Source organism: Streptomyces abikoensis (genome assembly GCF_014648775.1).
Taxonomy (GTDB): Bacteria; Actinomycetota; Actinomycetes; order Streptomycetales; family Streptomycetaceae; genus Streptomyces; species Streptomyces abikoensis.
This window is the reverse complement of sequence record NZ_BMRT01000001.1, coordinates 271,061-295,846: the sequence shown is the minus strand read 5'-3', so window position 1 is coordinate 295,846 and position 24,786 is coordinate 271,061. Positions and strand designations below refer to the sequence as shown.

General features: G+C 71.9%; 3 protein-coding genes. All 3 read right to left on the bottom strand.

Translation table 11 applies throughout. The features are described 5' to 3' along the window. Positions 1–3 precede the first annotated feature (3 nt). The gene (locus IE096_RS01235) at positions 4–216 is read right to left on the bottom strand and encodes an MbtH family protein (RefSeq protein ID WP_308430310.1); all 213 of its coding nucleotides are present in this window, start codon (positions 214–216) and stop codon (positions 4–6) included. After that, positions 216–23,882 (bottom strand): non-ribosomal peptide synthase/polyketide synthase, encoded by a 23,667-nt coding sequence (locus tag IE096_RS01230; protein WP_189447480.1) that lies wholly within the window; start codon positions 23,880–23,882, stop codon positions 216–218. The genes IE096_RS01235 and IE096_RS01230 overlap by 1 nt, the downstream gene beginning before the upstream one ends. Positions 23,883–23,951: 69 nt before the next feature. Beyond that, positions 23,952–24,746, bottom strand: a complete 795-nt coding sequence (locus IE096_RS01225) for a phytanoyl-CoA dioxygenase family protein (RefSeq protein WP_189447477.1) — start codon at positions 24,744–24,746, stop codon at positions 23,952–23,954. Positions 24,747–24,786: the final 40 nt, after the last annotated feature.

Below are 24,786 nucleotides of genomic sequence, written 5' to 3'. Positions count from 1 at the left end.
GGGTCACTCCTCGCCCATGGCGCGGGCCAGGCTCCGCGGCCGCATGTCGGTCCAGTGCTCCTCGACGAAGTCGAGGCACGCCTGGTGGGTGTCCTCGGGGTGGGCGACGGTCCACCCGGCCGGTACGGCCACGGCCGCGGGCCACATCGAGTACTGACCCTCGTCGTTGACCAGGACCAGGAACGTTCCCTCGGTGTCGTCGAACGGGTTGCCCATCAGTTCTCCTCCTTGGTTGTCGCGTTGCGGGCGATGACGGCCCGGAGGTGTTCCTCCAGAACCGGGCCGATCAGCTCGAGCGCTTCCGGCGTCATGATCGTGCTGTGGCCGGTGGGGATCGGGTGGTAGGTGATCTCGCCGGCGACGTAGTCCCGCCACACCTCGGGGTCGAGCACCCGTTCCCGTTCCTCGGCCGCGCCGAAGATCAGCATGTCGGCGTCGACCTGTTCCGGCCGGTGCCGGGTGGCGATGGCGATGTTGCGGTGCAGGATCTCCATCAGCAGCTGGAACTCGTCCTCGGCGACATTGCCGAGAACCGTGTTGGTGGTACGGGCCAGTTCCGAGAACTGCGCGAAGGTGAGCTCGCCGCTCGGCAGGGCCGCCGGGTCGATGCCCAGCACTTCGAGGATGCCGGTGTAGACCTTGGCGGTGGCCTCGACGACCTGCCGCTGTTCCTCCTCGGTCAGGGGCCTGGCCGGTTCGGAGTCGAGCGCGACGATGAGCCCGACCCGTTCTCCGGCGGCTTCGAGGCGGGCGGCCATGGCGTGTGCCACGACGCCGCCGAACGACTGGCCGAGCAGGTAGTAGGGCCCGGTCTTCTGTACCTGACGCATCTCCTCGATGCAGTGGTCGGCGACCTCGATCAGGGTCTCCGGCAGTTCGTCCGGGTGGCTCAGCGCGCGGGACTGCAGCCCGTACACCGGGAAGTCGGGGCTCAGGCGCAGCAGCAGATCCGAGTAGGACCAGCAGATCGCCGCCCCGGGGTGGACGCAGAACAGCGGCGGCAGGGTGCCCCCGGTGCGGAGCGGGAGGAGTACGTCGAAAGCCCTGTCGGTGCCGTCGGAGCCGAGGTGCTCGGCGAGTTGGGCGACGGTGGGCCCGGCGAAGAAGGCCCGGATCGGCACCTCCGTGCCCATCACCTCGGCGATGCGGGCGATCAGCTGGTTGGCCAGCAGGGAGTGGCCGCCCAGGTCGAAGAAGTTGTCCTCGACGCCGATCTGTCCCAGGTTCAGCACCTCGGCGAAGAGTCCGCAGAGGATTTCCTCCTGCGGGGTGCGCGGTCCGCGCCCCATGGGCGCCGCGAGCCGCGGTGCCGGCAGCGCCTCCCGGTCCACCTTGCCGTTCGGTGTGAGCGGGAAGTCCTCCACCGCCGTCACCACCGCCGGCACCAGATGCTCCGGCAGTGACCGGCGCAGGTCCTCCCGGATGCCGGTGACATCGGCGTCGGGGCGCGCGGGGACCACGTAGCCGAACAGCGCGGCGTCTCCCCGGTGGTCGGCGCGTACGACCACGGCGGCCCGTGCGACGGCCGGATGCTTCACCAGCGCCGCCTCGACCTCGCCGGGCTCCACCCGCACCCCGCGGATCTTCACCTGGTCGTCGGTGCGGCCCACGTACTCCAGCTCGAACGCGTGGTTGAGGCGGCCGATGTCCCCGGTGCGGTACATCCGTGAGCCGGCCGGGCCGTAGGGGTCGGCGACGAAACGGCCGGCGGTCAGCCCGGGCCGGTGCAGATAGCCGCGGCCCACGACCGGGCCGGCGACGTACAGCTCGCCGTCGGTGCCGGGCGGCACCATCCGCAGGGCCTCGTCGAGGACGTACACGCGCGTCCCGGAGTTGGGGCGGCCCACCGTGACGCGTGCGCCGTCCGCGACGTTCAGGGGGTCCGTCATCGTGCAGGCGACGGTGGTCTCGGTCTGGCCGTAGACGTTGATCATGCGCCGCCCCGGCGACCAGCGGGCGGCGAGATCGGGGGTGAGGACCTCGCCGCCGAGGAGCAGGCCGCGCAGCGCGGTGAGGCGGCCCGGCGCGTCGGCGGGCAGGCTGGCCAGCACCGACGGCAGCGTCACCAGGTGGGTGATCCGCTGCTCGGCCAGCACCCGGGCCAGCGCCTCGCCCGCGAGGAGGCCGGGCTCGGGAAGGACGAGCGTGCCGTGCGCGGCGAACGCCACGACGAGCTCCATCACCGAGGCGTCGAAGCTCGGCGAGGAGAGCTGCAGGACCCGGGAGCCCGGCCCGAAGCCCCAGCGGTCCCGCCAGGCGTCGGCCGCGTCCGCCAGGCCCGCGTGGGTGATCACCGCGCCCTTGGGCCGGCCGGTCGACCCCGAGGTGTAGATGACATAGGCCGGGTGGTGCGGGCCGAGTGCGGCCGAGCGGTCCCGGTCGGTGGGGTTCGTGTCCGGCATGCCCTCCCACCGCACGACGGTGGCCGGGTCGTCGATGTCGAACACCGGCTGCCGATCGCCGAGCCGGGCGGCTCCGGAGGCGTCCGTCACGACCAGCCCGGGCCGGGCGTCCGCGCACAGGTACGCCACCCGGTCGGCCGGGTAGGCCGGGTCGATCGGCAGGTACGCCGCCCCGCTCTTGGCGATGGCGAGGACGGTCACGATCTGGGGGAGACCGCGCGGCAGCAGCACGGCGACGAGGTCCTCCGGACCCACGCCCCGGTCGATCAGCGCCCGTGCCATCCGGTTCGCCCGGCTGTTCAGCTCGGCGTAGGTGAGGTCCGTGGTGCCGTCGGTCACGGCGATCGCGGACGGGTCGGCCGTCGCCCAGCTCTCGAACAGCCACGGCAGCGTTCCCGGCACGGCATCAGCGATATGGACTTCCGCCCCGCTCGTCACGTCAAGTCCTCCGATGGGTTGGTGGGGAGAGTCGACGACTTCGCGCAGCAAGGCGCCGAACGCGTCGAGGAAGCCGTCGATGGTCGCGGCGTCGTAGAGATCGGTGGCGTACTCGACGGCGAGGACCAGCCCGGCGGGCACACCCGTCTCGTCGAACGTCTCGATCGCGTTGACGGTGAGGTCCACCCGGGCCGCGCCCGTCTCGACCCCGTCCAGCTGCGGCCGCGCCGTCAGACCGGCCAACTCGAACTCGGCCTCCGGTGTGTTCTGCAGCGCGAGTTGGACCTGGAAGAGCGGGTGGTGCGCGGCCGAACGATCGGGGTTGAGCTTCTCCACCAGGTGGTCGAAGGGGATGTCCTGATGGGCGTAGGCGGCCAGGCTGGTGTCGCGCACCCGCTCCAGGAGCTGGACGAAGCCGGGGCCGCCCGAGGTGTCGATGCGCAGCACCAGCGTATTGACGAAGAAGCCGATCAGGTCGTCCAGGGCGTCGTCGACGCGCCCCGCGATCGGTGCGCCCACCGGGATGTCGGTACCGGCCCCGCTGCGGGTCAGCTGTGCGCCGAGCGCCGCCTGGAGGGTCATGAACAGGGTGGCTCCGTTGTCGCGCGCCAGCGCCCGCAGGGCCTGGTGGAGGTCCGCGTCGAGGGTGCGGGTCAGCGTCGCACCCTGGTTGCCGGACTCCTTCGGGCGCGGCCGGTCGGCCGGCAGCGTCACCAGCCGTGGCAGACCGGCCAGCTGTTCCCGCCAATAAGCGAGCTGGCGTCCAATCGTGCTGTCCGGGTCGGTGTCGTCGCCGAGCATCCGGCGCTGCCACAGCGCGTAGTCCGCGTACTGCACCGGCAGTGGCGCCCAGGACGGGGCGCGACCCGCCGCGCGTTCCCCGTACGCCGTCGTCAGGTCCCGGGCCAGGGGCCGCAGCGACCAGCCGTCGGCGGCGATGTGGTGGATGACCAGCAACAGCACCCACTCGTCGGGGCCCGTGGTGAACAGCCGGGCCCGCAACGGGATCTCCCGCGCCAGGTCGAACTCGTGCCGGGATGCCTCCCGAAGCACCCGCGTCAGATCGTCCTCGGAGACCTCACGCACCGGCAGGTCGACGTCCCCGGCGTCCAGGACGCGCTGGTGCGGCACTCCTCGGCGCTCGGCGAAGACCGTGCGCAGCGCCTCGTGCCGGGCCACCACGTCGCCCAGGGCGGACCGCATCGCGGCCACGTCGAGGGCACCGGACAGCCGGATCGCCAGGGGCGAGTTGTACGTCGCCGACGGCCCCTCCAGCTTGTGGAGGAACCACAGCCGCTGCTGCGCGTACGACAGGGGCAGCACCTCCGGGCGGGGCTCCGGCACGAGGGCGGGCACCGTGCCGTCCGGGCCCGCGCCCCGGGCCAGCGCCGCGGCGAGCCGGGCGGGTGACGACGTGGCGAACACCTGCCGCAGGGGCACCTCGATGCCGAGGACGGCCCGGATGCGGCTGGTGAGCCGGGTGGCGAGCAGCGAGTGGCCGCCGAGGTCGAAGAAGCCGTCGTCGACACCGACCCGGGGGAGGCCGAGGAGGTCGGCGAACAGCTCGCAGAGGATCTCCCCGTACGGGTCGCGCGGGCCCCGGTCCTCGGTACCGGTGGTCGTGAACCCGGGTTCCGGCAGGGCCTTGCGGTCGATCTTCCCGTTCGGGGTGAGCGGGACGCGTTCGATCGGTGTGATCGTGGCCGGGACCATGTGGTCGGGCAGCAGCGCCTTGAGCGTGGCGCGCAGTCCGGACACGAACTCGCCGGCGTTCCGGGCGAGGGAGGGCACGTTCGCGACCGCTTCCGGGCTGCCCGGCCGGTACACGTCCGCGAGGGGCGCGTCGTCGCCGGTGTCGGCGAGCAGCACCACGTCGTAGGCGTCCCGGCTCCTCGGCGACCAGGTCGGCACCGCCCGCCAGCCCCGGTCGGCCGCCCACCGGCGGATCCGTTCGGGGTGCAGCCGCGGATCGGCCGGGTCGGCCAGCCGGGGGTTGGGTATCCCGGTCACCCGGGCGGGTGCCGTCAGCTCGTCCAGGGCGGTGACGTCGCGGCCCCAGACCAGCTCCGGCAGGTCCCCGACCGGCCGCGTGGCGCCGGTGTGCAGCACCACCTCGTAGCGGTACGCGGTCAGTTCGTTGTCGGCGTCGCCCCGCTTGAGCAGCACCTCGACGCCGGTGAGCCGGGGGTGGCGGAAGGCGGTGAAGAACTCGGGGGCGAGGAGGAGTTCCTTCTCGACGGCCACCGCGTGGTCCACGGCGGACGCGCCCGACCCGGGGTACCGGAACCGCTGCACCGCCGTGTGCAAGGCCCGCAGCAGTCCGTGGTGCCGTACGTCGCCGACGACGATCCGGCCGCCGTCGGCGAGCAGGTCGACGGCCTCGCCGAGTACGTCGCGCAGGTAGCCGGCGCTGGGGAAGTACTGGACGACCGAGTTGAGCACGATGGTGTCGAAGTGGCCCCGGGGCAGCTCCGACATGTCGTGCGCCGGCCGGCACCGCAGGTGCACGTGCTCCCAGTGCCGATCCCGCGCGTACTCCCGCAGCCGGTCCACGGCGGCGGCCGAGAAGTCCGTGGCCCAGTACTCCTCGGTCCGCTCGACCAGCGGGATCATCACCAGGCCGGAGCCGGCGCCGATCTCGAGCACCCGGCGAGGACCGAACCGGGCCACCTGATCCACGGCGGACCGCTGCCACTCCCGCATCTGGTCGATCGGTATGGGCGCCCCCGTGAAGGAGCTGTTCCAGCCCTCGAAGTCGGCGCCGGGCTCGCGCGACAGGCCACGGTAGACCTCGTGGTAGATGCTGCGCCATTCGTCGAGCTGGCCGTCGAAGTCCGCCGTGGTTCCCCCGTCGGCCGGCACGACGTAGGCGGCCAGCGACAGGGCTCCCGAGCGGTCCTCGCGCGGTACCACGACGGCACGCGTGACGGAGGGCTGTGCGGCGAGGACGCGTTCCACCTCGCCGGGTTCGACGCGGAAGCCCCGGATCTTGACCTGTTCGTCGGTGCGGCCGAGGTACTCCAGCTCCCCGTCGGCGTTCCAGCGGACCAGATCGCCCGTGCGGTACATCCGTGTTCCGGCTGGCCCGTAGGGATCGGCGAGGAAGCGCGACGCCGTCAGGGCCGGACGCCGACTGTAGCCCCGGGCCAGGCCCTCGCCCGCGATGTACAGCTCGCCCGGTACGCCCGGTGCCACCAGTCCCAGCGACTCATCCAGCACGTAGAGCCGGGTGTTGAGGGCGGGCGTGCCGATGGGCACCGGGGGCTCGGTCAGGTCGCCGGTCTGGCTGGCGACGACGGTCGACTCGGTGGGGCCGTAGGCGTTGACCACGCGCCGGCCGGGCGACCAGGCCCGCAGCAGTTCGGGCGGGCACGCCTCGGCGCCGACGACGAGGGTCCGGAAGCCGGTCAGGTCCCGCGGTGCCCCGGGCGGCAGGCTGCTCAGCACGGACGGCGGGATCAGGGCGTGGGTGATGCGGTGGTCGGCGAGCGCCCGCGCCAGCTCCTCACCGGCGAGGCGGTCCGCCGAGGCGATCACCAGGGCGGCGCCGGAGTCCAGGGCCCAGACGAGTTCCAGGACGGAGGCGTCGAAGCTCGGCGACGAGAACTGCATGATCCGGCTGTCGCCGTCGGCGGCGCAGCGCTGCCGCAGCGTGGCGGCGAGGCTCGCGAGTCCGCGGTGGGTGACGACGACGCCCTTGGGCAGGCCGGTCGAGCCGGAGGTGTAGATCACGTATGCCGGGTGGTCGACTGTCACCGGACGCACGAGGTCTGCGTCATCGGGGTCGTGTGCGGGCAGGCCCTCGAACGATTCCGACTCGTCGATGACCAGCGCCGGTTCGGCGTCCCGCAGCAGGTATTCCACCCGTGCCTGCGGGTAGGCGGGGTCGATCGGCAGATAGGCCGCCCCTGCCTTGGTCACGCCCAGCACGGCCGCGATCTGCCTCGCGCCGCGCGGCATCAGTACGCCCACGATGTCCTCGGCGCCCACGCCCCGCTCGATCAGGTACCGGGCGACGCGGTTGGCGTGTGCGTTGAGCTGCGCGTACGACCAGCTGAGGTCTCCCTCGACCACGGCGGTCGCGTCGGGAGTGGCCGTGACGCGACGCTCGAACAGTTCCGCCAGGGTCGCTGTGTCGGTGTCGGTCGTGGCCGTGCCCCATCGGTCCAGCAGCCGGGCCCGTTCGTCGGCAGCGAGCAGGTCCACCTCGCTGAGCCGGGCTCCTGGTGTTGTCACCATGGCTTGGAGGACGCGCACCCAGCGTGCTGTGAACGCCTCGATCGTGGAGCGGTCGTACAGATCCGTGGAGAACTCCACCACACCGGTCAGACCGGCCGCGGAGCCGTCGGGCGAGGTGGTCTCGGTGAGGCTCAGCGACAGGTCGAAGCGGGAGGTGCCGGTGCCTTGTCCCTCCTGCCGTACCCGCAGGTCAGAGAGGGTGAAGTCGGCCTCGGCGTTGTTCTGCAGGACCATGGCGATCTGGAACAGCGACTGGTGCGACGCCGACCGCAGCGGGTTGATCTTCTCGACGAGGTACTCGAAGGGAATGTCCTGGTGCGCGTACGCGGTGAGGGAGGTGTCGCGTACGCGCTGGAGCAGTTCGGCGAAGGTCGGGTCGTCGGACGTGTCGGTGCGCAGTACCACCATGTTGACGAAGAAGCCGACGAGATCGTCGAGTTGTTCGTCGGTGCGACCGGCCACGCCCGCGCCGACGACCACATCCGTCCCGGCGCCGGACCGGGTCAGCAGGGCGGACAGCGCCGTCTGCAGCACCATGAACAGCGTCGAGCCGGTCTGCCGCGCCAGCGCCATCAGCTCGTCGTGCAGTCCGCCGTCGACCTGGAAGGTGCTGACGTCACCCTGGTAGCCGGCCACCGCCGGCCGGGGGCGGTCGGTGGGCAAGGTCACCTGTTCCGGCAGGCCGGCGAGCCGTTCCCGCCAGAACGCGAGCTGGCGGCCGAACTCGCTGTCGGGATCCGTGTCGTCCCCGAGCAGTTCCCGGTGCCAGAGGCTGTAGTCGGCGTACTGCACCGGCAGCGGGGACCACTCCGGGGCCCGGCCGGCTTCGCGCGCGGCGTACGCCGCTGCCAGGTCGCGGGCCAACGGCCGCAGTGACCAGCCGTCGGCGACGATGTGGTGGAGGACCAGCATCAGCACCCACTCGTCCTGGCCGACCACGAACAGCGAGGCCCGCAGCGGGATCTCGGCGGCCAGGTCGAACCGGTGGCGTGCCGCCTCCCGCACCTCCTCGTCGAGGGCGGCGCCGTCGGCCTCGCGCACGGGCAGCTGGATCGTGACCTCGGCCATGTCCAGGATCCGCTGGTACGGCGCGCCGTCGCGCTCGCCGAAGACGGTGCGCAGCGCCTCGTGCCGGGCGACCACATCGGCCAGCGCCATCCGTAGCGCGGGCACCTGGAGGGGGCCCGTCAGGCGCAGGGTGAACGGCATGTTGTAGGTCGGCGAGGGGCCTTCCAGCTTGTGCAGGAACCACAGCCGCTGCTGTGCGAACGACAGCGGCAGCACCTCGGGGCGCGGCAACGGCACGAGGGCGGCCCTGGCCGGGGAGTTCGCTTCGAGGACGGCCCGTGCCAGCGCGGCCGGCGTCGACGCCTCGAAGAGGGTGAGCAGCCGGACCTCGATGCCGAGTTCGGCACGGATTCGGCTGATCAGCCGGGTGCCCAGCAGGGAGTGGCCGCCCAGGTCGAAGAAGCTGTCCTCCACACCGACCCGGTCCAGTCCGAGGATCTCGGCGAAGAGCCCGCACAGGATCTCTTCCTCCGGTGTACGGGGGCCCCGTCCACCCGAGGTGTCGAACTCGGGTTCCGGCAAAGCCTCGTGGTCGAGCTTGCCGTTCGGCGTGAGCGGGAACTCGGGCAGCGCCACGAGCGCGGCCGGTACCAGGTGGTCGGGCAACAGCCGGCGGAGATCCTCGCGTACGGCCGCGGAGTCGACGCCGGGGCGTGCGGGGACCAGGTAGCCGACCAGCGCGGGGTCGCCCCGTCGATCGCCGCGGACCACCACGACGGCACGGGCCACATCCGGATGCGCCGCCAAGGTGGCCTCGACCTCGCCGGGCTCGACACGGATGCCCCGGATCTGCAGCTGATGGTCGGAGCGGCCGAGGTATTCGAGTTCGCCGTCGGCGTTCCAGCGGACCACATCGCCGGTGCGGTACATGCGCGAACCGGGCGGGCCGTACGGGTCGGCGACGAAGCGGGACGCTGTGAGCCCGAACCGGCCGAGGTAGCCGCGGGCCACCCCGGTACCGGCGATGTACAACTCGCCGCGCGAACCCCGAGGCACCAGCCCCAAACCCGCGTCCAGCACATACGCCCGTGTTCCGGCGAGTGGTGCACCGATCGGATGCGCGCTCCCCGACAGTGGACGGCTCACCGATGCCGCCACCGTGGTCTCGGTCGGACCGTACAGGTTCGTCATCCGTCGGCCCACCGACCAGCGACGGACCAGCTCGGCCGAGCACGCCTCGCCGCCGACGATCAGGCTCCGCAGTCCCGGTAGTGCGTCTGCGGCGTCGTCCGGCAGCGTGGCCAGCACCGACGGTGGCACGAACGCGTGCGATACCCCCGCATCCGCCAACAACGCCGCCAACTCCTCACCGGCGAGCCGTTTCTCGCGGGCAACGACGAGGGCGGCGCCTGCGCCGATGGCCATCATCAGTTCGAGGACAGAGGCGTCGAAGCTCGGCGATGCCAGGAGCAGCACCCGGCTGTCGCTGTCGACGTCGGTACGCTCACCCGTGCCGGCGGCGAGCGCGGCCAGGCCCCGATGGGTCACCACTACGCCCTTGGGCAGGCCGGTGGAGCCCGAGGTGTAGATGACGTACGCCGGGTTGTCGACGTCGACCGGCCGGACGCGGTCCCGGTCACCCGGGTCGTGCTCGGGCAGGCCCTCGAACACCTCCGACTCGCCGATCACCAGCGCCGGCTCGGCGTCCCGCAGCAGGTGCTCCACCCGTGCCTGCGGGTAGGCCGGGTCGATCGGCAGGTACGCGGCGCCGGCCTTGCCGATTCCGAGGAGGGTGGCGATCTGTGTCGCGCTGCGCGGCATGAGGACGCCCACGATGTCCTCAGCGCCCACACCCCGCCCGATCAGATGCCAGGCGACACGGTTGGCGTGTGCGTTGAGCTGCGCGTACGACCAGCTGAGGTCCCCCTCGACCACGGCCGTCGCGTCCGGGGTCGCCGTGACGCGACGTTCGAACAGCTGGGTAAGGGTCGCCGGACGTACCGTCGGCTCGGTGGACGCCCAGCCGGTCAGCTGGTCGCGCTCTCCGTCGAGCAGCAGGTCCACGGACCCGATCCGCTGCCCCTGGTCGAGCGCGACGGCGGCCAGGAACCGCAGCCAACGCCCGATGAACGCGTCGATGGTCGCCGCGTCGTACAGGTCGGTGGCGTATTCGACGGCGCCGATGACACCGGCGGCACCATCGGCGTCCTGCTGCTCGGCGAGGCTGATGAACAGGTCGACGCGAGACAGCCCCGTGCTGACGCCCTCCATGCGGGTGCGCAGGCCGGGCAGGCCGAAGCTGGTTTCCGGGTTGTTCTGGAAGGCGAGCAGGACTTGGAAGAGGGGGCTGTGGGCGGTGCTGCGGTGGGGGTTGAGTTTTTCCACCAGGTACTCGAAGGGCACGTCCTGGTGGGCGTATGCGGCCAGGGAGGTGTCACGTACTCGACGCAGCAATTCGTCGAATTCCGGGTTTCCGGAGGTGTCGGTCCTGAGGACGAGGGTGTTGACGAAGAAGCCGACCAGGTCGTCGAGTGCGTCGTCGGTGCGCCCGGCGATGGGGCTGCCGATGGGTACATCGGTGCCCGCACCGGACCGCGTCAGCACTGCGGCGAGGGCGGCTTGGAGCACCATGAAGAGCGTGGCACCGCTGTGTCGTGCCAGCGCGAGTAGATCGGCGTGCAGGTCGGCCTCGATGCGGAACATGTGCACGTCGCCCGCGTAGGACGCCGTCTGGGGCCGTGGGCGGTCGGTCGGCAGGGTCACCTGCTCCGGCAGACCCGCCAACTGATCCCGCCAGTAGTCCAGTTGGCGTCCAGTGACGCTGTCCGGGTCGGTGTCGTCGCCGAGAAGCTGTCGCTGCCAGAGTGTGTAGTCCGCGTACTGCACCGGCAAGGGTGCCCACGACGGGGTGCGACCCGCCCGGCGATCGGTGTACGCCTTGGCCAGGTCACGTGCCAGCGGCCCCAGCGACCAGCCGTCGGCAGCGATATGGTGCACGACCAGCAGCAGCACCGACTCGTTCGGACCTGTGGTGAACAGCCGAGCCTGCAACGGGATCTCACGCGAGAGGTCGAACGCGTAACGGGCCGCCTCCCGCAGTGCCCCCGGCAGTTCCTCCTCGGAGACCTGGTGCACGGGCAGATCGACCTCAGCGGTATCGAGGACCCGCTGATACGGCATTCCGTCGGCCTCGGCGAACACCGTCCGCAGCGCCTCGTGACGACCCACCACATCACCCAGCGCCGCCCGCAACGCCACCACGTCCAGCGCGCCCGACAGCCGGATCGCCAGCGGCGAGTTGTACGTCGCCGACGGGCCCTCCAGCCGATGCAGGAACCACAACCGCTGCTGGGCCGAGGACAACGGCAACAACTCAGGCCGCGCCATCCGCTCCAGCGCCATCTGTACCCGGCCCTGCCCCTCCCCGAGCACCACCGCCAGCTCCGCCGGCGAAGGCGCCGTGAACAGGGCGCGGGGTGCCAGCTCGCAGTGGAACGTCTTGCGGATGCGGATGATGAGCCGGGTGGCGAGCAGCGAGTGGCCGCCCAGGTCGAAGAAGCTGTCGTCGGGTCCTACCCGGGGCACGTCGAGGACCTGGGCGAAGAGGAGGCAGAGCAGTTCTTCCTGCGGCGTACGCGGTGTGCGTGTACGGCCTCCGGTCTGCTCGGGGTCCGGCAGTGCCCGCTCGTCGATCTTCCCGTGCGCGGTGCGGGGAATCTCGTCCAGCACGACGACGGCCGACGGCACCAGGTGCTCGGGCAGCTCGTGCTGCGCCCAAGCACGCAGTTCGCCACCGTCGAAGGTCCGTCCGGCGGCCGGCACGGCGTATGCCAGGAGTTGCAGGTCGTCGTGGGGGCCGGGCCGGACGATCACGGCGGCCTGGGCCACGGCGGGGTGCCGAAGCAGCGCGGACGCAACCTCGCCGGGTTCGACGCGGAAGCCCCGGATCTTGACCTGCTCGTCGGTGCGGCCGAGGTACTCCAGCTCCCCGTCGGTGTTCCAGCGGACGAGGTCTCCCGTGCGGTACATCCGTGTTCCGGCCGGGCCGTAGGGGTCGGCGAGGAATCGCGACGCCGTCAGGGCCGGACGCCGACTGTAGCCCCGGGCGAGACCTTCGCCCGCGATGTACAGCTCGCCCGGCACGCCCGGTGCCACCAGCCCCAGCGACTCGTCCAGCACGTACAACCGGGTGTTGGCCACCGGACCGCCGATGGGCGTGGACCCGGGTGACAGTTCCCCGCTCATGGACGCGCAGACGGTCGACTCGGTGGGGCCGTAGGCGTTGATCATGCGGCGGCCGGGCGACCATCGTGCGGTCAGCTCGGGTGTGCACGCCTCGCCCGCCACCACCAGGGTGCGGAGGTCGGGCAGGTGGGCGGCGGCCTCCGAGGGCAGGGTCGCCAGCACGGTGGGCGGCAGGGTGAGGTGGGTGACGCGCTGTTCGCGCAGGACGGCCGCCAGGTCCTCCCCGGCGAGACGGTCGGTCTCGGGCAGCACCAGGGCGGCGCCCGAGCCGAGGGCCATCACGAGCTCCCAGACCGTGGCGTCGAAGCCGAGCGCGGCGAACTGCAGCACCCGCGAGCTCTCACTGGCCCCGAGCCGCCGCAGCGTGGCGGCGAGGCTCGCGAGTCCGCGGTGGGTGACGACGACGCCCTTGGGCAGGCCGGTCGAGCCGGAGGTGTAGATCACATAGGCCGGGTGGTCCACTGCCACCGGACGCACCCGGTCCCCGGCACCGAGGTCGTGTGCGGGCAGGCCCTCGAACGACTCCGACTCGTCGATGACCAGCGCCGGTTCGGCGTCCCGCAACAGATAGTCCACCCGTGCCTGCGGATAGGCCGGGTCGATCGGCAGAAACGCCGCTCCCGCCTTGGCCACCCCCAGCACGGCCCCGATCTGCCTCGCACCGCGCGGCATGAGCACACCCACGATGTCCTCGGCGCCCACGCCCCGCTCGATCAGGTACCGGGCGACGCGGTTGGCGTGTGCGTTGAGCTGTGCGTACGACCAGCTGAGATCTCCCTCGACCACGGCGGTCGCGTCGGGAGTCGCCGTGACACGACGCTCGAACAGCTCCGCCAGGGTCGCCGTGTCGGTGTCGGTTGTCGCCGTGCCCCATTGCTCCAGCAGCCGGGCCCGTTCGTCGGCAGCGAGCAGATCCACCTCGCTCAGCCGGGCTCCTGGTGTCCTGACCATGGCTTGGAGGACGCGCACCCAGCGTGCTGTGAACGCCTCGATCGTGGGGCGGTCGTACAGATCGGTGGAGAACTCCACCACACCGGTCAGACCGGCCGCGGAGCCGTCGGGCGCGGCGGCCTCGACGATGTTGATGGACAGGTCGACGCGCGAGACGCCGGTGTCGATCGAGGTGCCGGAGGCGGTGACGCCCGGCAGGTCGATGTCCTGCTTCGCGGTGTTCTGGAGTCCGAACAGGATCTGCACGAGTGGGTGGTGGGCGGCTGACCGGTGCGGGTTGAGCCGCTCCACCAGGTACTCGAAGGGCATGTGCTGGTGGGCGTAGGCGGCCAGGGAGGTCTCGCGCACCCGGGTGAGCAGGTCGCGCAACGTGGGATCGCCGGCGGTGTCGGTGCGCAGCACCAGCATGTTGACGAAGAGACCGACCAGGTCCTCCAGGCGGTCGTCGGTGCGCCCGGCGATGGGGGAGCCGACCGCGATGTCGGTTCCGGCACCGAGACGGGTCAGCACCCCGGCCAGGCCCGTCTGAAGGATCATGAACAGAGTGGTGCCGGTTTCCCGGGCCAGACGGACGAGCTGGGCGTGCTGTTCGGCGTCGAGGTCGAAGGTGACCGTCTCGCCGTGGTAGCCGGCGACGGCGGGACGGGGCCGGTCGGTGGGCAGGGTCATCTGGTCGGGCAGTTCCGCCAGTTCCTCCAGCCAGTAGGCGACCTGGCGGCTGAAGACGCTGTCGGGGTCGTCGTCGGTGCCGAGGTGTTCACGCTGCCAGAGGGTGTAGTCGGCGTACTGCACGGCGAGCGGTCGCCACGACGGTGCGGTGCCGGCCCGGCGGCCGGTGTACGCGGCCGTCAGGTCGGACACCAGGACCTGCAGCGACCAGCCGTCGGCGACGATGTGGTGGAGGACCAGCACCAGCACCCACTCGCCGGGCCCGGTCGTGAACAGCCACGCCCGCAGCGGGATCTCACGGGCCAGGTCGAACTCGTACCGGGCCGCCTCGCGCAGCGCCTGCGGCAGTTCCTCCTCGGTGGTCTCCCGGATCTCCAGCCCGGGCACGGCCTCGGCCACGTCCAGGATCCGCTGGCACGGTGTGGCGCCCTGCTCGGCGAAGAGGGTGCGCAGCGCCTCGTGCCGGGCGACGACGTCGGCCAGCGCCGCCCGCAGCGCCGGGACGTCCAGGTCACCGGAGAGCCGGATCGCCAGCGGGGAGTTGTAGGTCGCCGAGGGGCCTTCCAGCTTGTGCAGGAACCACAGCCGCTGCTGGGCGAACGACAGCGGCAGGACCTCGGGGCGTGGCGACGGCCGCAGTCGGGCGGGGACGGGTCCGCCTTCCACCAGCCGTTCGGCGAGTCGCCGGGGGGTCGGGGCGTTGAAGAAGGTCCGCATCGACACATCGACGCCGAGCGTGCCGCGTATCCGCGAGATCAGCCTGCCGGCCAGGAGGGAGTGGCCGCCGAGGTCGAAGAAGTTGTCCTCGGCGCCGATCCGGGTGATCCCGAGGACGTCGGCGAACACCGACCGCAGGATCTCCTCCTGCGGCGTGCCCGGCGACCGGTCGTCCGTGCCCGTGGCGACCGGGCGTGGCAAGGGCAGCGCGTCGCGGTCCAGCTTGCCGTTCGGGGTCAGCGGGAACTCGCCGAGTACGACGACCGCGGTCGGCACCAGGTAGTCGGGCAGCTCGCGGCGCAACTCGTCGCGCAGCCGGGCGGCGTCGGCCGGTTCCTCGACGGTCGTGACATACGCGTACAGCGTCTGGAAGCCGTGCTGATCGGGACGCGCGACCACGACGGCCCGTGAGACGCCGGGCTGCCGCAGCAGTGCCGCCTCGACCTCGCCGGGTTCGACGCGGATGCCCCGGATCTTGAGCTGATGGTCGGAGCGGCCGAGGTATTCGAGTTCGCCGTCGGCGTTCCAGCGGACGATGTCGCCGGTGCGGTACATGCGCGAACCGGGCGGGCCGTACGGGTCGGCGACGAAGCGGGACGCTGTGAGGCCGAACCGGCCGAGGTAGCCGCGGGCCACCCCGGTACCGGCGATGTACAACTCGCCGCGCGAACCCCGAGGCACCAGCCCCAAACCCGCGTCCAGCACGTACACCCGTGTTCCGGAGAGTGGTGCACCGATCGGATGGGCACTTCCCGACAGTGGACGGCTCACCGATGCCGCCACCGTTGTTTCCGTGGGACCGTACAGGTTCGTCATCCGTCGGCCCACCGACCAGCGACGCACCAGGTCCGCCGAACATGCCTCGCCGCCGACGATCAGGCTCCGCAGTCCCGGCAGGGCGTCTGCGGCGTCGTCCGGCAGCGTGGCCAGCACCGACGGTGGCACGAACGCGTGCGACACCCCCGCGCCCGACAACAACGCCGCCAACTCCTCACCCGACAGCCGACCGGGTTCGGGCATGACCAGGACGGCGCCCGCGTGGAACGTGGTGAGGAACTCGAAGACGGAGACGTCGAAGCTCGGCGAGGTGAGCTGCAGCACCCGGCTGTCCCGGTCGATGTCCGCCCGCTCGCCACCGCTGACCGCCAGTGCGGCCAGACCCGAGTGGGTGACGACCGTGCCCTTGGGCCGGCCCGTGGACCCGGAGGTGTAGATGACGTACGCCGGGTGCTCGACCCGCAGCGCGGTCCGCCGGTCGGCGTCCGTCGGGTCGGTCGCCGGCAGGTGCCGGAGGGCGGAGGTCACGGCCGGGTCGTCGACCGTGATGGTGTCGATGCTGGCGAAGGCCGTCGTGGTCGCGGCGCTCCCGGCGGCCGTGTTCGCGTGGGCGGCGTCGGTGAGCAGGAACTTCGGCCCCGCGTCCTCGATGAGATAGCCGACCCGTTCCGCCGGGTAGGCCGGGTCGATCGGCAGGAACGCGGCGCCGGCCTTGCCGATGCCGAGCAGGGTGGCGATCTGTGTCGCGCTGCGCGGCATGAGCACGCCCACGATGTCCTCGGCGCCCACGCCCCTCTCGATCAGGTACCGGGCGATGCGGTTGGCGTGTGCGTTGAGCTGCGCGTACGACCAGCTGTGGTCCCCCTCGACCACGGCGGTCGCGTCCGGGGTCGCGGTGGCCGCGGCTTCGAAGATCGCCGGCCAGACCAGTTGCCCGGGGGCCTCGGTGTCGCGTCCGGACAGGGCGAGAACCGTCGCGGTCTCCTCGTCGGAGAGCAGGTCGACGCCGTTGATACGGCGGCCCGGGTCCTCGACGGCCGTCCGCAGCATCCGTACGAGACGAACGGTGAACGACTCGACGGTGCTCGCGTCGTACAGATCGGTCGCGTACTCGACGGCACCCCGGATGCCCTGCGGTGAGCCGTCGCCGCCGAACGTCTCGGTGATGTTGAGGGTGAGGTCGACCCGGGACACACCGGTGACGATCTCGTCCGGCTCGGCACGCAGGCCGGGGAGGTCGAAGCTGGTCTCGGGGTTGTTCTGGAAGGCGAGCAGGACTTGGAAGAGGGGGCTGTGGGCGGTGCTGCGGTGGGGGTTGAGTTTTTCCACCAGGTATTCGAAGGGCACGTCCTGGTGGGCGTATGCGGCGAGGGAGGTGTCGCGTACTCGACGCAGCAGCTCTTCGAATTCCGGGTTTCCGGAGGTGTCGGTCCTGAGGACGAGGGTGTTGACGAAGAAGCCGACCAGGTCGTCGAGTGCGTCGTCGGTGCGACCGGCGATGGGGCTGCCGATGGGCACATCCGTGCCCGCACCGGACCGCGTCAGCACTGCGGCGAGGGCCGCCTGCAGCACCATGAACAACGTGGCACCACTGTGCCGGGCCAGCGCGAGCAGGTCGGCGTGCAGATCGGCCTCGATGCGGAACATGTGCACGTCGCCCGCGTAGGACGCCGTCTGCGGGCGCGCGCGGTCGGTCGGCAAGGTCACCTGCTCCGGCAGACCGGCCAGCTGATCCCGCCAATAAGCGAGCTGGCGTCCAATCGTGCTGTCCGGATCGGTCTCGTCGCCGAGGAGCCGTCGTTGCCAGAGCGTGTAGTCCGCGTACTGCACCGGCAACGGAGCCCAGGACGGGGCACGGCCCGCCGCGCGTTCCCCGTACGCCGTCGTAAGGTCACGTGCCAGTGGCCCCAGCGACCAGCCGTCGGCAGCGATATGGTGCACGACCAGCAGCAGCACCGACTCGTTCGGACCTGTGGTGAACAGCCGAGCCTGCAACGGGATCTCACGCGAGAGGTCGAACGCGTAACGGGCCGCCTCCCGCAGTGCCCCCGGCAGTTCCTCCTCGGAGACCTCGCGCACAGGCAGATCGACCTCAGCGGTATCAAGAACACGCTGATACGGCACTCCATCCGACTCGGCGAACACCGTCCGCAGCGCCTCGTGACGACCCACCACATCACCCAGCGCCGCCCGCAACGCCACCACGTCCAGCACGCCCGACAGCCGGATCGCCAGCGGCGAGTTGTACGTCGCCGACGGGCCCTCCAGCCGATGCAGGAACCACAACCGCTGCTGGGCCGAGGACAACGGCAACAACTCAGGCCGCGCCATCCGCTCCAGCGCCACCTGCACCCGGCCCTGCCCCTCCCCGAGCACCACCGCCAGCTCCGCCGGCGAAGGCGCCGCGAAGATCTGGCGCAGGAGGGCCTCGACGCCCAGGACCGAGCGGATGCGGCTGGTCAGCCGGGTGGCGAGCAGGGAGTGGCCGCCCAGGTCGAAGAAGCTGTCGTCGGGTCCTACCCGCTCCAGGCCCAGGATGTCGGCGTACAGCTCGCACAGGATCTGCTCCTGCGGGGTGCGTGGCCGTCGGCCGTCCGAGACCATGACCTCCGGGTCCGGCAGCGCTCGGCGGTCGATCTTTCCGTTCGGGGTGACCGGGATCCGCTCGATCGGGGTGATCGTCGCCGGAACCATGTAGTCCGGCAGCAGCCCCTTCAGAGTCGAGCGCAGTTCGGAAACCAGTTCGCCGACCGTACGGGCCACAGCGGGCACATTGGCCTGCTCGACGGCCGCTGCGGGGCGGTACACCTCGGCCAGCGGCTCCGCCTCGGCGGTGTCCGTCAGCACGACCTCGTAGGTGTTCCAGCGCTGCGACGACCAGGTCGGTACCGCCCGCATGCCGTGTGCCGCCGCCCAGCGCCGTACCGCCTCGGGGTCCAGCTCGGGCCCTGACGGGGGCGGCACCGCGTCGGCGCCGTCCAGCGCCCGTATCGCGGCGACGCCGTCGGCCAGCCGGGGGTTCGGGATGTGGGTCACCCGTGCCGGGCCGGTCAGCTGGTCAAGATCGGTGAGGTCGCGGCCCCATACGAGGACGGGCAGGTCCGCGAGCCGGCGCGCCGGTGCGGTGTGCAGGACGACCTCGTAGCGGTAGCCGGACAGCTCGGTCGACGCCCCGCCCGCCTTCAGCGACACCTCGACACCGGAGAGGGCCGGATGCTCGAAGGAGGTGAAGAACTCCGGAGCCAGCAGCAGCTCCTTCTCCACCGCGATCGCGCGCTCGACCGCCGCCCGTGCCCCCGAAGTGCCGCGGAAGTCGTGCACGGCCGTCTGGAACACCCGGAGCAGTCCGTAGTGCCGGACGTCGCCGACGATCACCCTGCCGCCGTCGGCGAGGAGGTCCATGACCCGCGTCAGCACGTCGCGCAGGTAGTCGGCGCTCGGGAAGTACTGCACCACCGAGTTGATGACGACGGTGTCGAAGCGGCGGCGGGGCAGGCCGGAGAGGTCGTGTGCGGGCCGGCAGGTCAACCGCACGTGGTCCCAGCCGCGTTGGCGGGCGAAGTCGCGGAGCCTGTCGACGGAGACCTGCGAGAGGTCGGTGCCCCAGTACTCGTCGACCTCGTCCGCCAGCGGGGTCATCAGCAGACCGGAACCCGCGCCGATCTCCAGGACCCGGCCGGGGCGGAAGCGCAGCGCCGCGTTCACGGCGGCCCGCTGCCATGCCCGCATCTCCTCGACGGGTATCGGGCCGCCGGTGAACGAACTGTTCCAGCCCACGAAGTCATTGCCCGCGTCACCGGAGAAGCCCGTGTAGACCTGGTCGTAGAGGTCGTTCCACTCGGAGAGCTGATCGTCGAAGCCCTCGTTCGTCGTCTCGGCCGCCAGGACGGTGTACGCGGCGAGGGAGACGGCTCCCGAACGGTCCCGGCGCGGCACCACCACCGCCCGCTCCACGGACGGTTGGCTCGCGAGGACGCGCTCGATCTCGCCGGGTTCGACGCGGAAGCCCCGGACCTTCACCTGCTCGTCGGAGCGTCCCAGGTACTCCAGTTCACCGTCGGCGTTCCAGCGGACGACGTCGCCGGTCCGGTACATCCTCGAACCGGGGGCGCCGAACGGGTTCGCGACGAACCGTGACGCCGTCAGGCCGCCCCGGCCGAGGTAGCCCCTGGCGAGGCCCGCGCCGCCGATGTACAGCTCGCCCGGGACGCCGGGGGCGGCGGGCCGGAGGGTCGTGTCCAGGACGTGCAGTTCGGCGTCGAGCACCGGCCTGCCGATCGGTGCGCGTGCCTCGGTCAGCGGGAAGGTGTGCGAGGCGGCGACGGTGCACTCGGTCGGGCCGTAGGCGTTCACGAACTCGCGGCCCGGCAGCCACAGTCGCACGAGTTCGGGCGGGCACGCCTCCGCTCCGACGCTGAGCATGTGGAACTCGGGCAGCCGGCCGGCCGTCTCCGGTGCCAGGGTGCTCAGCGCGGACGGCGGGATGTGCGCGTGGGTGATGTGGTGCTCGGCGAGTGCCTGGGCGAGTTCGTCGCCGGCCAGACGGTGCTGGCCGGCGACGCACAGCCGGGCCCCGGAGGTGAACGCCCACACCATCTCCAGTACCGAGGCGTCCACGCTGGGCGACGACAGTTGCAGTACGCGGCTGTTCCCGTCCGCCGCGCAGCGTTGCCGCAGGGTCTCGGCGAAGGCGGCGAGACCGCGGTGGGTCACCACGACGCCCTTGGGGCGGCCGGTCGAACCGGAGGTGTAGATGACGTACGCCGGGTTGTCGACGTCCACGGGCCGGACGCGGTCACGGTCGGTGGGGTTGTCCTCCCGGCCCGGCCGTCCACGCGTGAACCCGTCCTCGTCGACCACGATCAGTTCGCAGGTCAGGTCGGAGGGCAGGTCCTCGGCTCCGGCGCGGGAGGTGAGCACCAGCCGGGGGGCCGAGTCGGTGAGCACGTGCCGGTTGCGTCCTGCCGGGAAGACGAGGTCCACCGGTACGTACGCCGCACCGGCCTTGAGCACTCCGAGCAGGGCGGCGACCAGGCGGGCGGAGCGCGGCATCGCGATGCCGACCAGGTCCTCCGGGCCGATGCCCCGGTCGATGAGCCGGCCGGCGACGTGGTTGGCGTGCCGGTTCAGCTCGTCGTAGGTCCAGGTGTCGGCGCCGTCGCTCACGGCGACGGCGTCGGGGGTGGCCGCCGCCTGCCGTTCGAACAGATCGCTGAAGGTCAGCGGCTCGACGTCGCGCTCGTCCCGGCGCCATCGGGCCAGCCGGGACTCGTCGTCGGGGGTGATGACGTCCAGGGTGTCGATCCGGCGGCCGGGGTCCGCCACGACCTGGCGGATCAGCCGGGTCCAGCGCTCGACGACGGCCTCCACCGTCGGCCGGTCGTAGAGGTCGGCGGCGTACTCCACCGTGCCGCCGATGCCGGCCGGGGTGCCGTCGGACGTCGTGCTCTCCGTGACGCTCAGCGAGAGGTCGAAGCGGGCCGTGCCGGTCGGCACCGTCTCGGCGCGTACCCGGAGTCCGGGCAGCTCGAACGGGACGGAGGTGTTGTTCTGCAGGACCAGGGCGACCTGGAACAGCGATTGGCGCCCGGCGCTCCGGTGCGGGTTGAGGCTCTCGACCAGCTGCTCGAACGGGATGTCCTGATGGCTGTACGCCGCGAGGCTGGTGTCGCGCACCCGGTCGAGCAGTTCCGTGAACCTCGGGGAGCCGGAGGTGTCGGTGCGCAGCACCAGCATGTTGACGAAGAGTCCGACCAGGTCGTCGAGGGCGGGCTCGGACCGGCCGGCGACACCGGCGCCGATGGCGATGTCGGTGCCCGCGCCGAGCCGGGTCAGCAGGGCCGCGAGGGTCGCCTGCAGAACCATGTAGACGGTGGCGCCGTTGTCCCGGGCGAGCTCCGTGACAGCGGCGTGGAGGTCGGCGTCCAGGGTGATCGGGACGACGCCGCCCCGGTAGGTCGCCACGGCCGGGCGGGGCCGGTCGCCGGGCACGGTGATCTCGTCGGGCAGCTCGGCGAGTTGCTCGCGCCAGTACCGCGACTGCTCGCTCAGGGGGCCGGCCGGGTCGTTCTCGTCGCCGAGCAGCGCACGCTGCCAGAGCGTGTAGTCGGCGTACTGGACCGGGAGCGGCAGCCACTGCGGTGCCGTGCCGTCGCGCCGCGCGGAGTAGGCGGCGACCAGGTCGCGCGCCAGCGGCGCCCCGGACCAGCCGTCACCGGCGATGTGGTGGATGACGAGCGTCAGCACGGACTCGTCGGGGCCGAGGACGAGCAGTTCGGCCCGGACGGGGAGCTGCCGTGCCAGGTCGAACGCGTACCGCGCGGACCGGCGCAGTTCCTCGTCCAGGTCCGCCGCGTCGATCCGGCGGACGGGCAGGTCGGGGCGTATCTCGTCGGGGTCGGTGATCCGCTGGTACGGCTGTCCGTCGATCTCGGGGAAGAGGGTGCGCAGCGGTTCGTGGCGCCGGACGACGTCGGCCAGGGCCTCCGCGAGCGCGGCGGTGTCGACCACGCCGGTCAGGTGGAGGGCGAGCGGCATGTTGTAGGTCGCCGACGGGCCTTCGAGCCGGTGGAGGAACCACAGGCGTGCCTGTGCGTAGGACAGCGGGATCCGCTCGGGCCGTGGCAGCGGGGTCAGCTCCGGGCGGGCCGGGCCGGCCTCCTGCCGCTGGAGGTGTGCGGCGAGGGCCGCCGGGGTGGGCCTCTCGAAGAAGTCCCGCATGTCGACGTGGAGGCCGAGGGCGCCCCGGATCCGGCCGATGAGCCGGCCGGCCAGCAGGGAGTGTCCGCCCAGGTCGAAGAAGTCGTCGTCGAATCCGATCCCCGGCAGTTCGAGGATCTCGGCGAACAGCGTCCGCAGCATGTCCTCCAGCGGGCCGCGGGCGGTCCGCCGGAGCCCGGCGGGGGTGTGGCGGGGGTCGGGGAGGGCGTCGCGGTCGACCTTGCCGTTCGGGGTCAGCGGCAGGCTGTCGAGGGGCACGACGCTCGCCGGGACGAGGGACGGCGGCAGTGTGGCGCGCAGTTCGTCGCGCAGCTCCGCCGCGCTCGTGGTGCCGGACGGGGACGGCACCACGTAGGCGACGAGGCGCGGTTCGCCGCGGGTGTCGGCGCGTACGGCGACGGCCGCGTCCACGATGTCGGCCCGCCGCCGCAGCACCGCTTCGAGCTCGCCGGGCTCGACCCGGGCGCCTCGGATCTTGACCTGGTCGTCGGCGCGGCGCAGGAACTCCAGCCGTCCGTCCGGGTGGCGCACTCCGACATCGCCGGTACGGTACATCCGTGCGCCGGGCGGCCCGTAGGGGTCGGCGAGGAAGCGGGTGGCGGTCAGGCCGGGGCGGCGCAGATATCCGCGTGCCACGTTGGCGCCCGCGACGTACAGCTCGCCCGGCTGCCCCGGGGCGAGGGGCGCGAGCGCGTCGTCCAGGACGTGGACGCGGGTGTGCTCGATGGGGGTGCCGATCGGGGCGCGGGTGCCGGTCAGCGGTGCGGTGAGGGTGGCGGCGACGGTGGTCTCGGTGGCGCCGTACCCGTTGATCAGCCGGCGTCCCGTCGACCAGCGGCGTACCAGCTCGGGCGGGCAGGTCTCGCCACCGATGTGCACGGTGGTCAGGTCGGGCAGCTGGTTCTCGGCGTCCGCCGGCAGTGAGGCCAGCACCGGTACCGGGAGCGTGACACAGGTGATCCGCTCCTCGCGCAGCACCCGGAGCAGGTCGTCGCCCACGAGCCGCTCGGCGCGGGGGACGACCAGGGTGCCGCCGGTGGCCACGGCGGTGAGCAGCTCCCAGATCGCCACGTCGAAGCCGAGCGACGCCAGTTGCAGCACGCGCGGGGTGTCGTTGGGGGCGTACTGGCCGGTGACGGTGCGGGCGAGGTTGACGGCGCTGCCGTGGCTGACGCCCACGCCCTTCGGCGTGCCGGTGGAGCCGGAGGTGTAGATGACGTACGCGAGGTGGTCCGCGGTGAGCGCGTGGACCCGGTCGTCGTCCCCGGGGTCGTCGGCGGGGTGCGCGGCCCATGCGGCGACGACGGACGGGTCGCCGATGTCGACGGCCCCGGGGAAGCCGGTGCCCGCGCCGTCGGTCAGGACCAGGCCGGGCGCGGCGTCGCCCAGCAGGTATCCGATGCGCTCCGCCGGCAGGACCGGGTCGAGGGGCAGGTAGACGGCGCCCGCCTTGAGCGTGCCGAGCAGCGCGGCGACCTGGTCGAGGCCGCGCGGGAGGGCGACGCCCACCGTCCGCTCGGGCCCGACGCCCCGCCCGATCAGCCACCACGCGACGCGGTTGGCCGCCGCGTTCAGCTCCCGGTACGACCACGAGCGGCTGCCGTCGGTGATCGCCGGCGCGTCGGGGTGTGCCTCGACCACCGACTCGTACAGCCGCGCGATTGTGTGCCGCGCGCCGGGCAGTCGAGTCGCGGCCGCTACATCAGCAGAGCTCATGCTCACTTCCATCGGGTCGTCGGGGCGGCGGATCGTGCTCGGGAACCGTCGTGCCAGGGACGGTCGCGTTCAGGGACGGTCGAACCGGCCGCGGTCGATCCGGAGCGGCGTGTGGTCGCGGCCGACGAGGTGCTCGGGGCGCGGTGCGCCGACCGGGGACGGCGCGGCCGACACCGGGTTGTAGGTGAGGATCAGCAGGCGGCGGGCGAAGGGGGAGACATTGGTCCCGGAGCCGTGGACGATCTGCGGGCTGAACAGCAGCACGCTGCCCCGCGCTCCCTTCGGGCTGACCATCTCGTGCCGCTCGACCAGATCGGCGAGTTCGGCGGGGGTCAGGGAGTACGCGTCGGGATCGATGTGGCCGGTGCCGTGGTCCCGCGCGGACGCGCCGCGGTCCAGCGTGCCCAGCCGGTGCGAGCCGCGCAGGAAGATCACCGGGCCGTTGAACTCGGTGCCGTCGTCGAGGAAGAGCGCGACGTTGACCTGTGAGGCGTTCCGCATGTTGTCGGCGTCGCGCCAGACGATGTAGTCCTGGTGCCACGCCCACTCCCCGCCGCCGAAGGCCCCCTTGAAGTTGACCTTCATCTGGTGGACGTAGAGGTCGTCGTCGGCGATCTGCCGGGCCGGGCCGAGCAGCCGCTCGGTGCGCACCAGCCGTTCGAAGACCGGGTGGCGGGTGTGCGAGGCGTAGATCGACCGGGAGGTGACGCCGTCGTTCTCGGTGATCAGCCATGGGCCGGGTACGCGCTCGTCCTCTGCCAGCGCGACGCACAGGTTCTCGACCTCATCGCTGGAGAACGCGTTCTCCAGCAGGACGAATCCGTCGTTGTGGTAGCTCGCGAGTTGTTCCTCGGTGAGTGTCATGGCTTTCTCCGCGTGGACCTGGTCGGCGGGACGGGGTGAC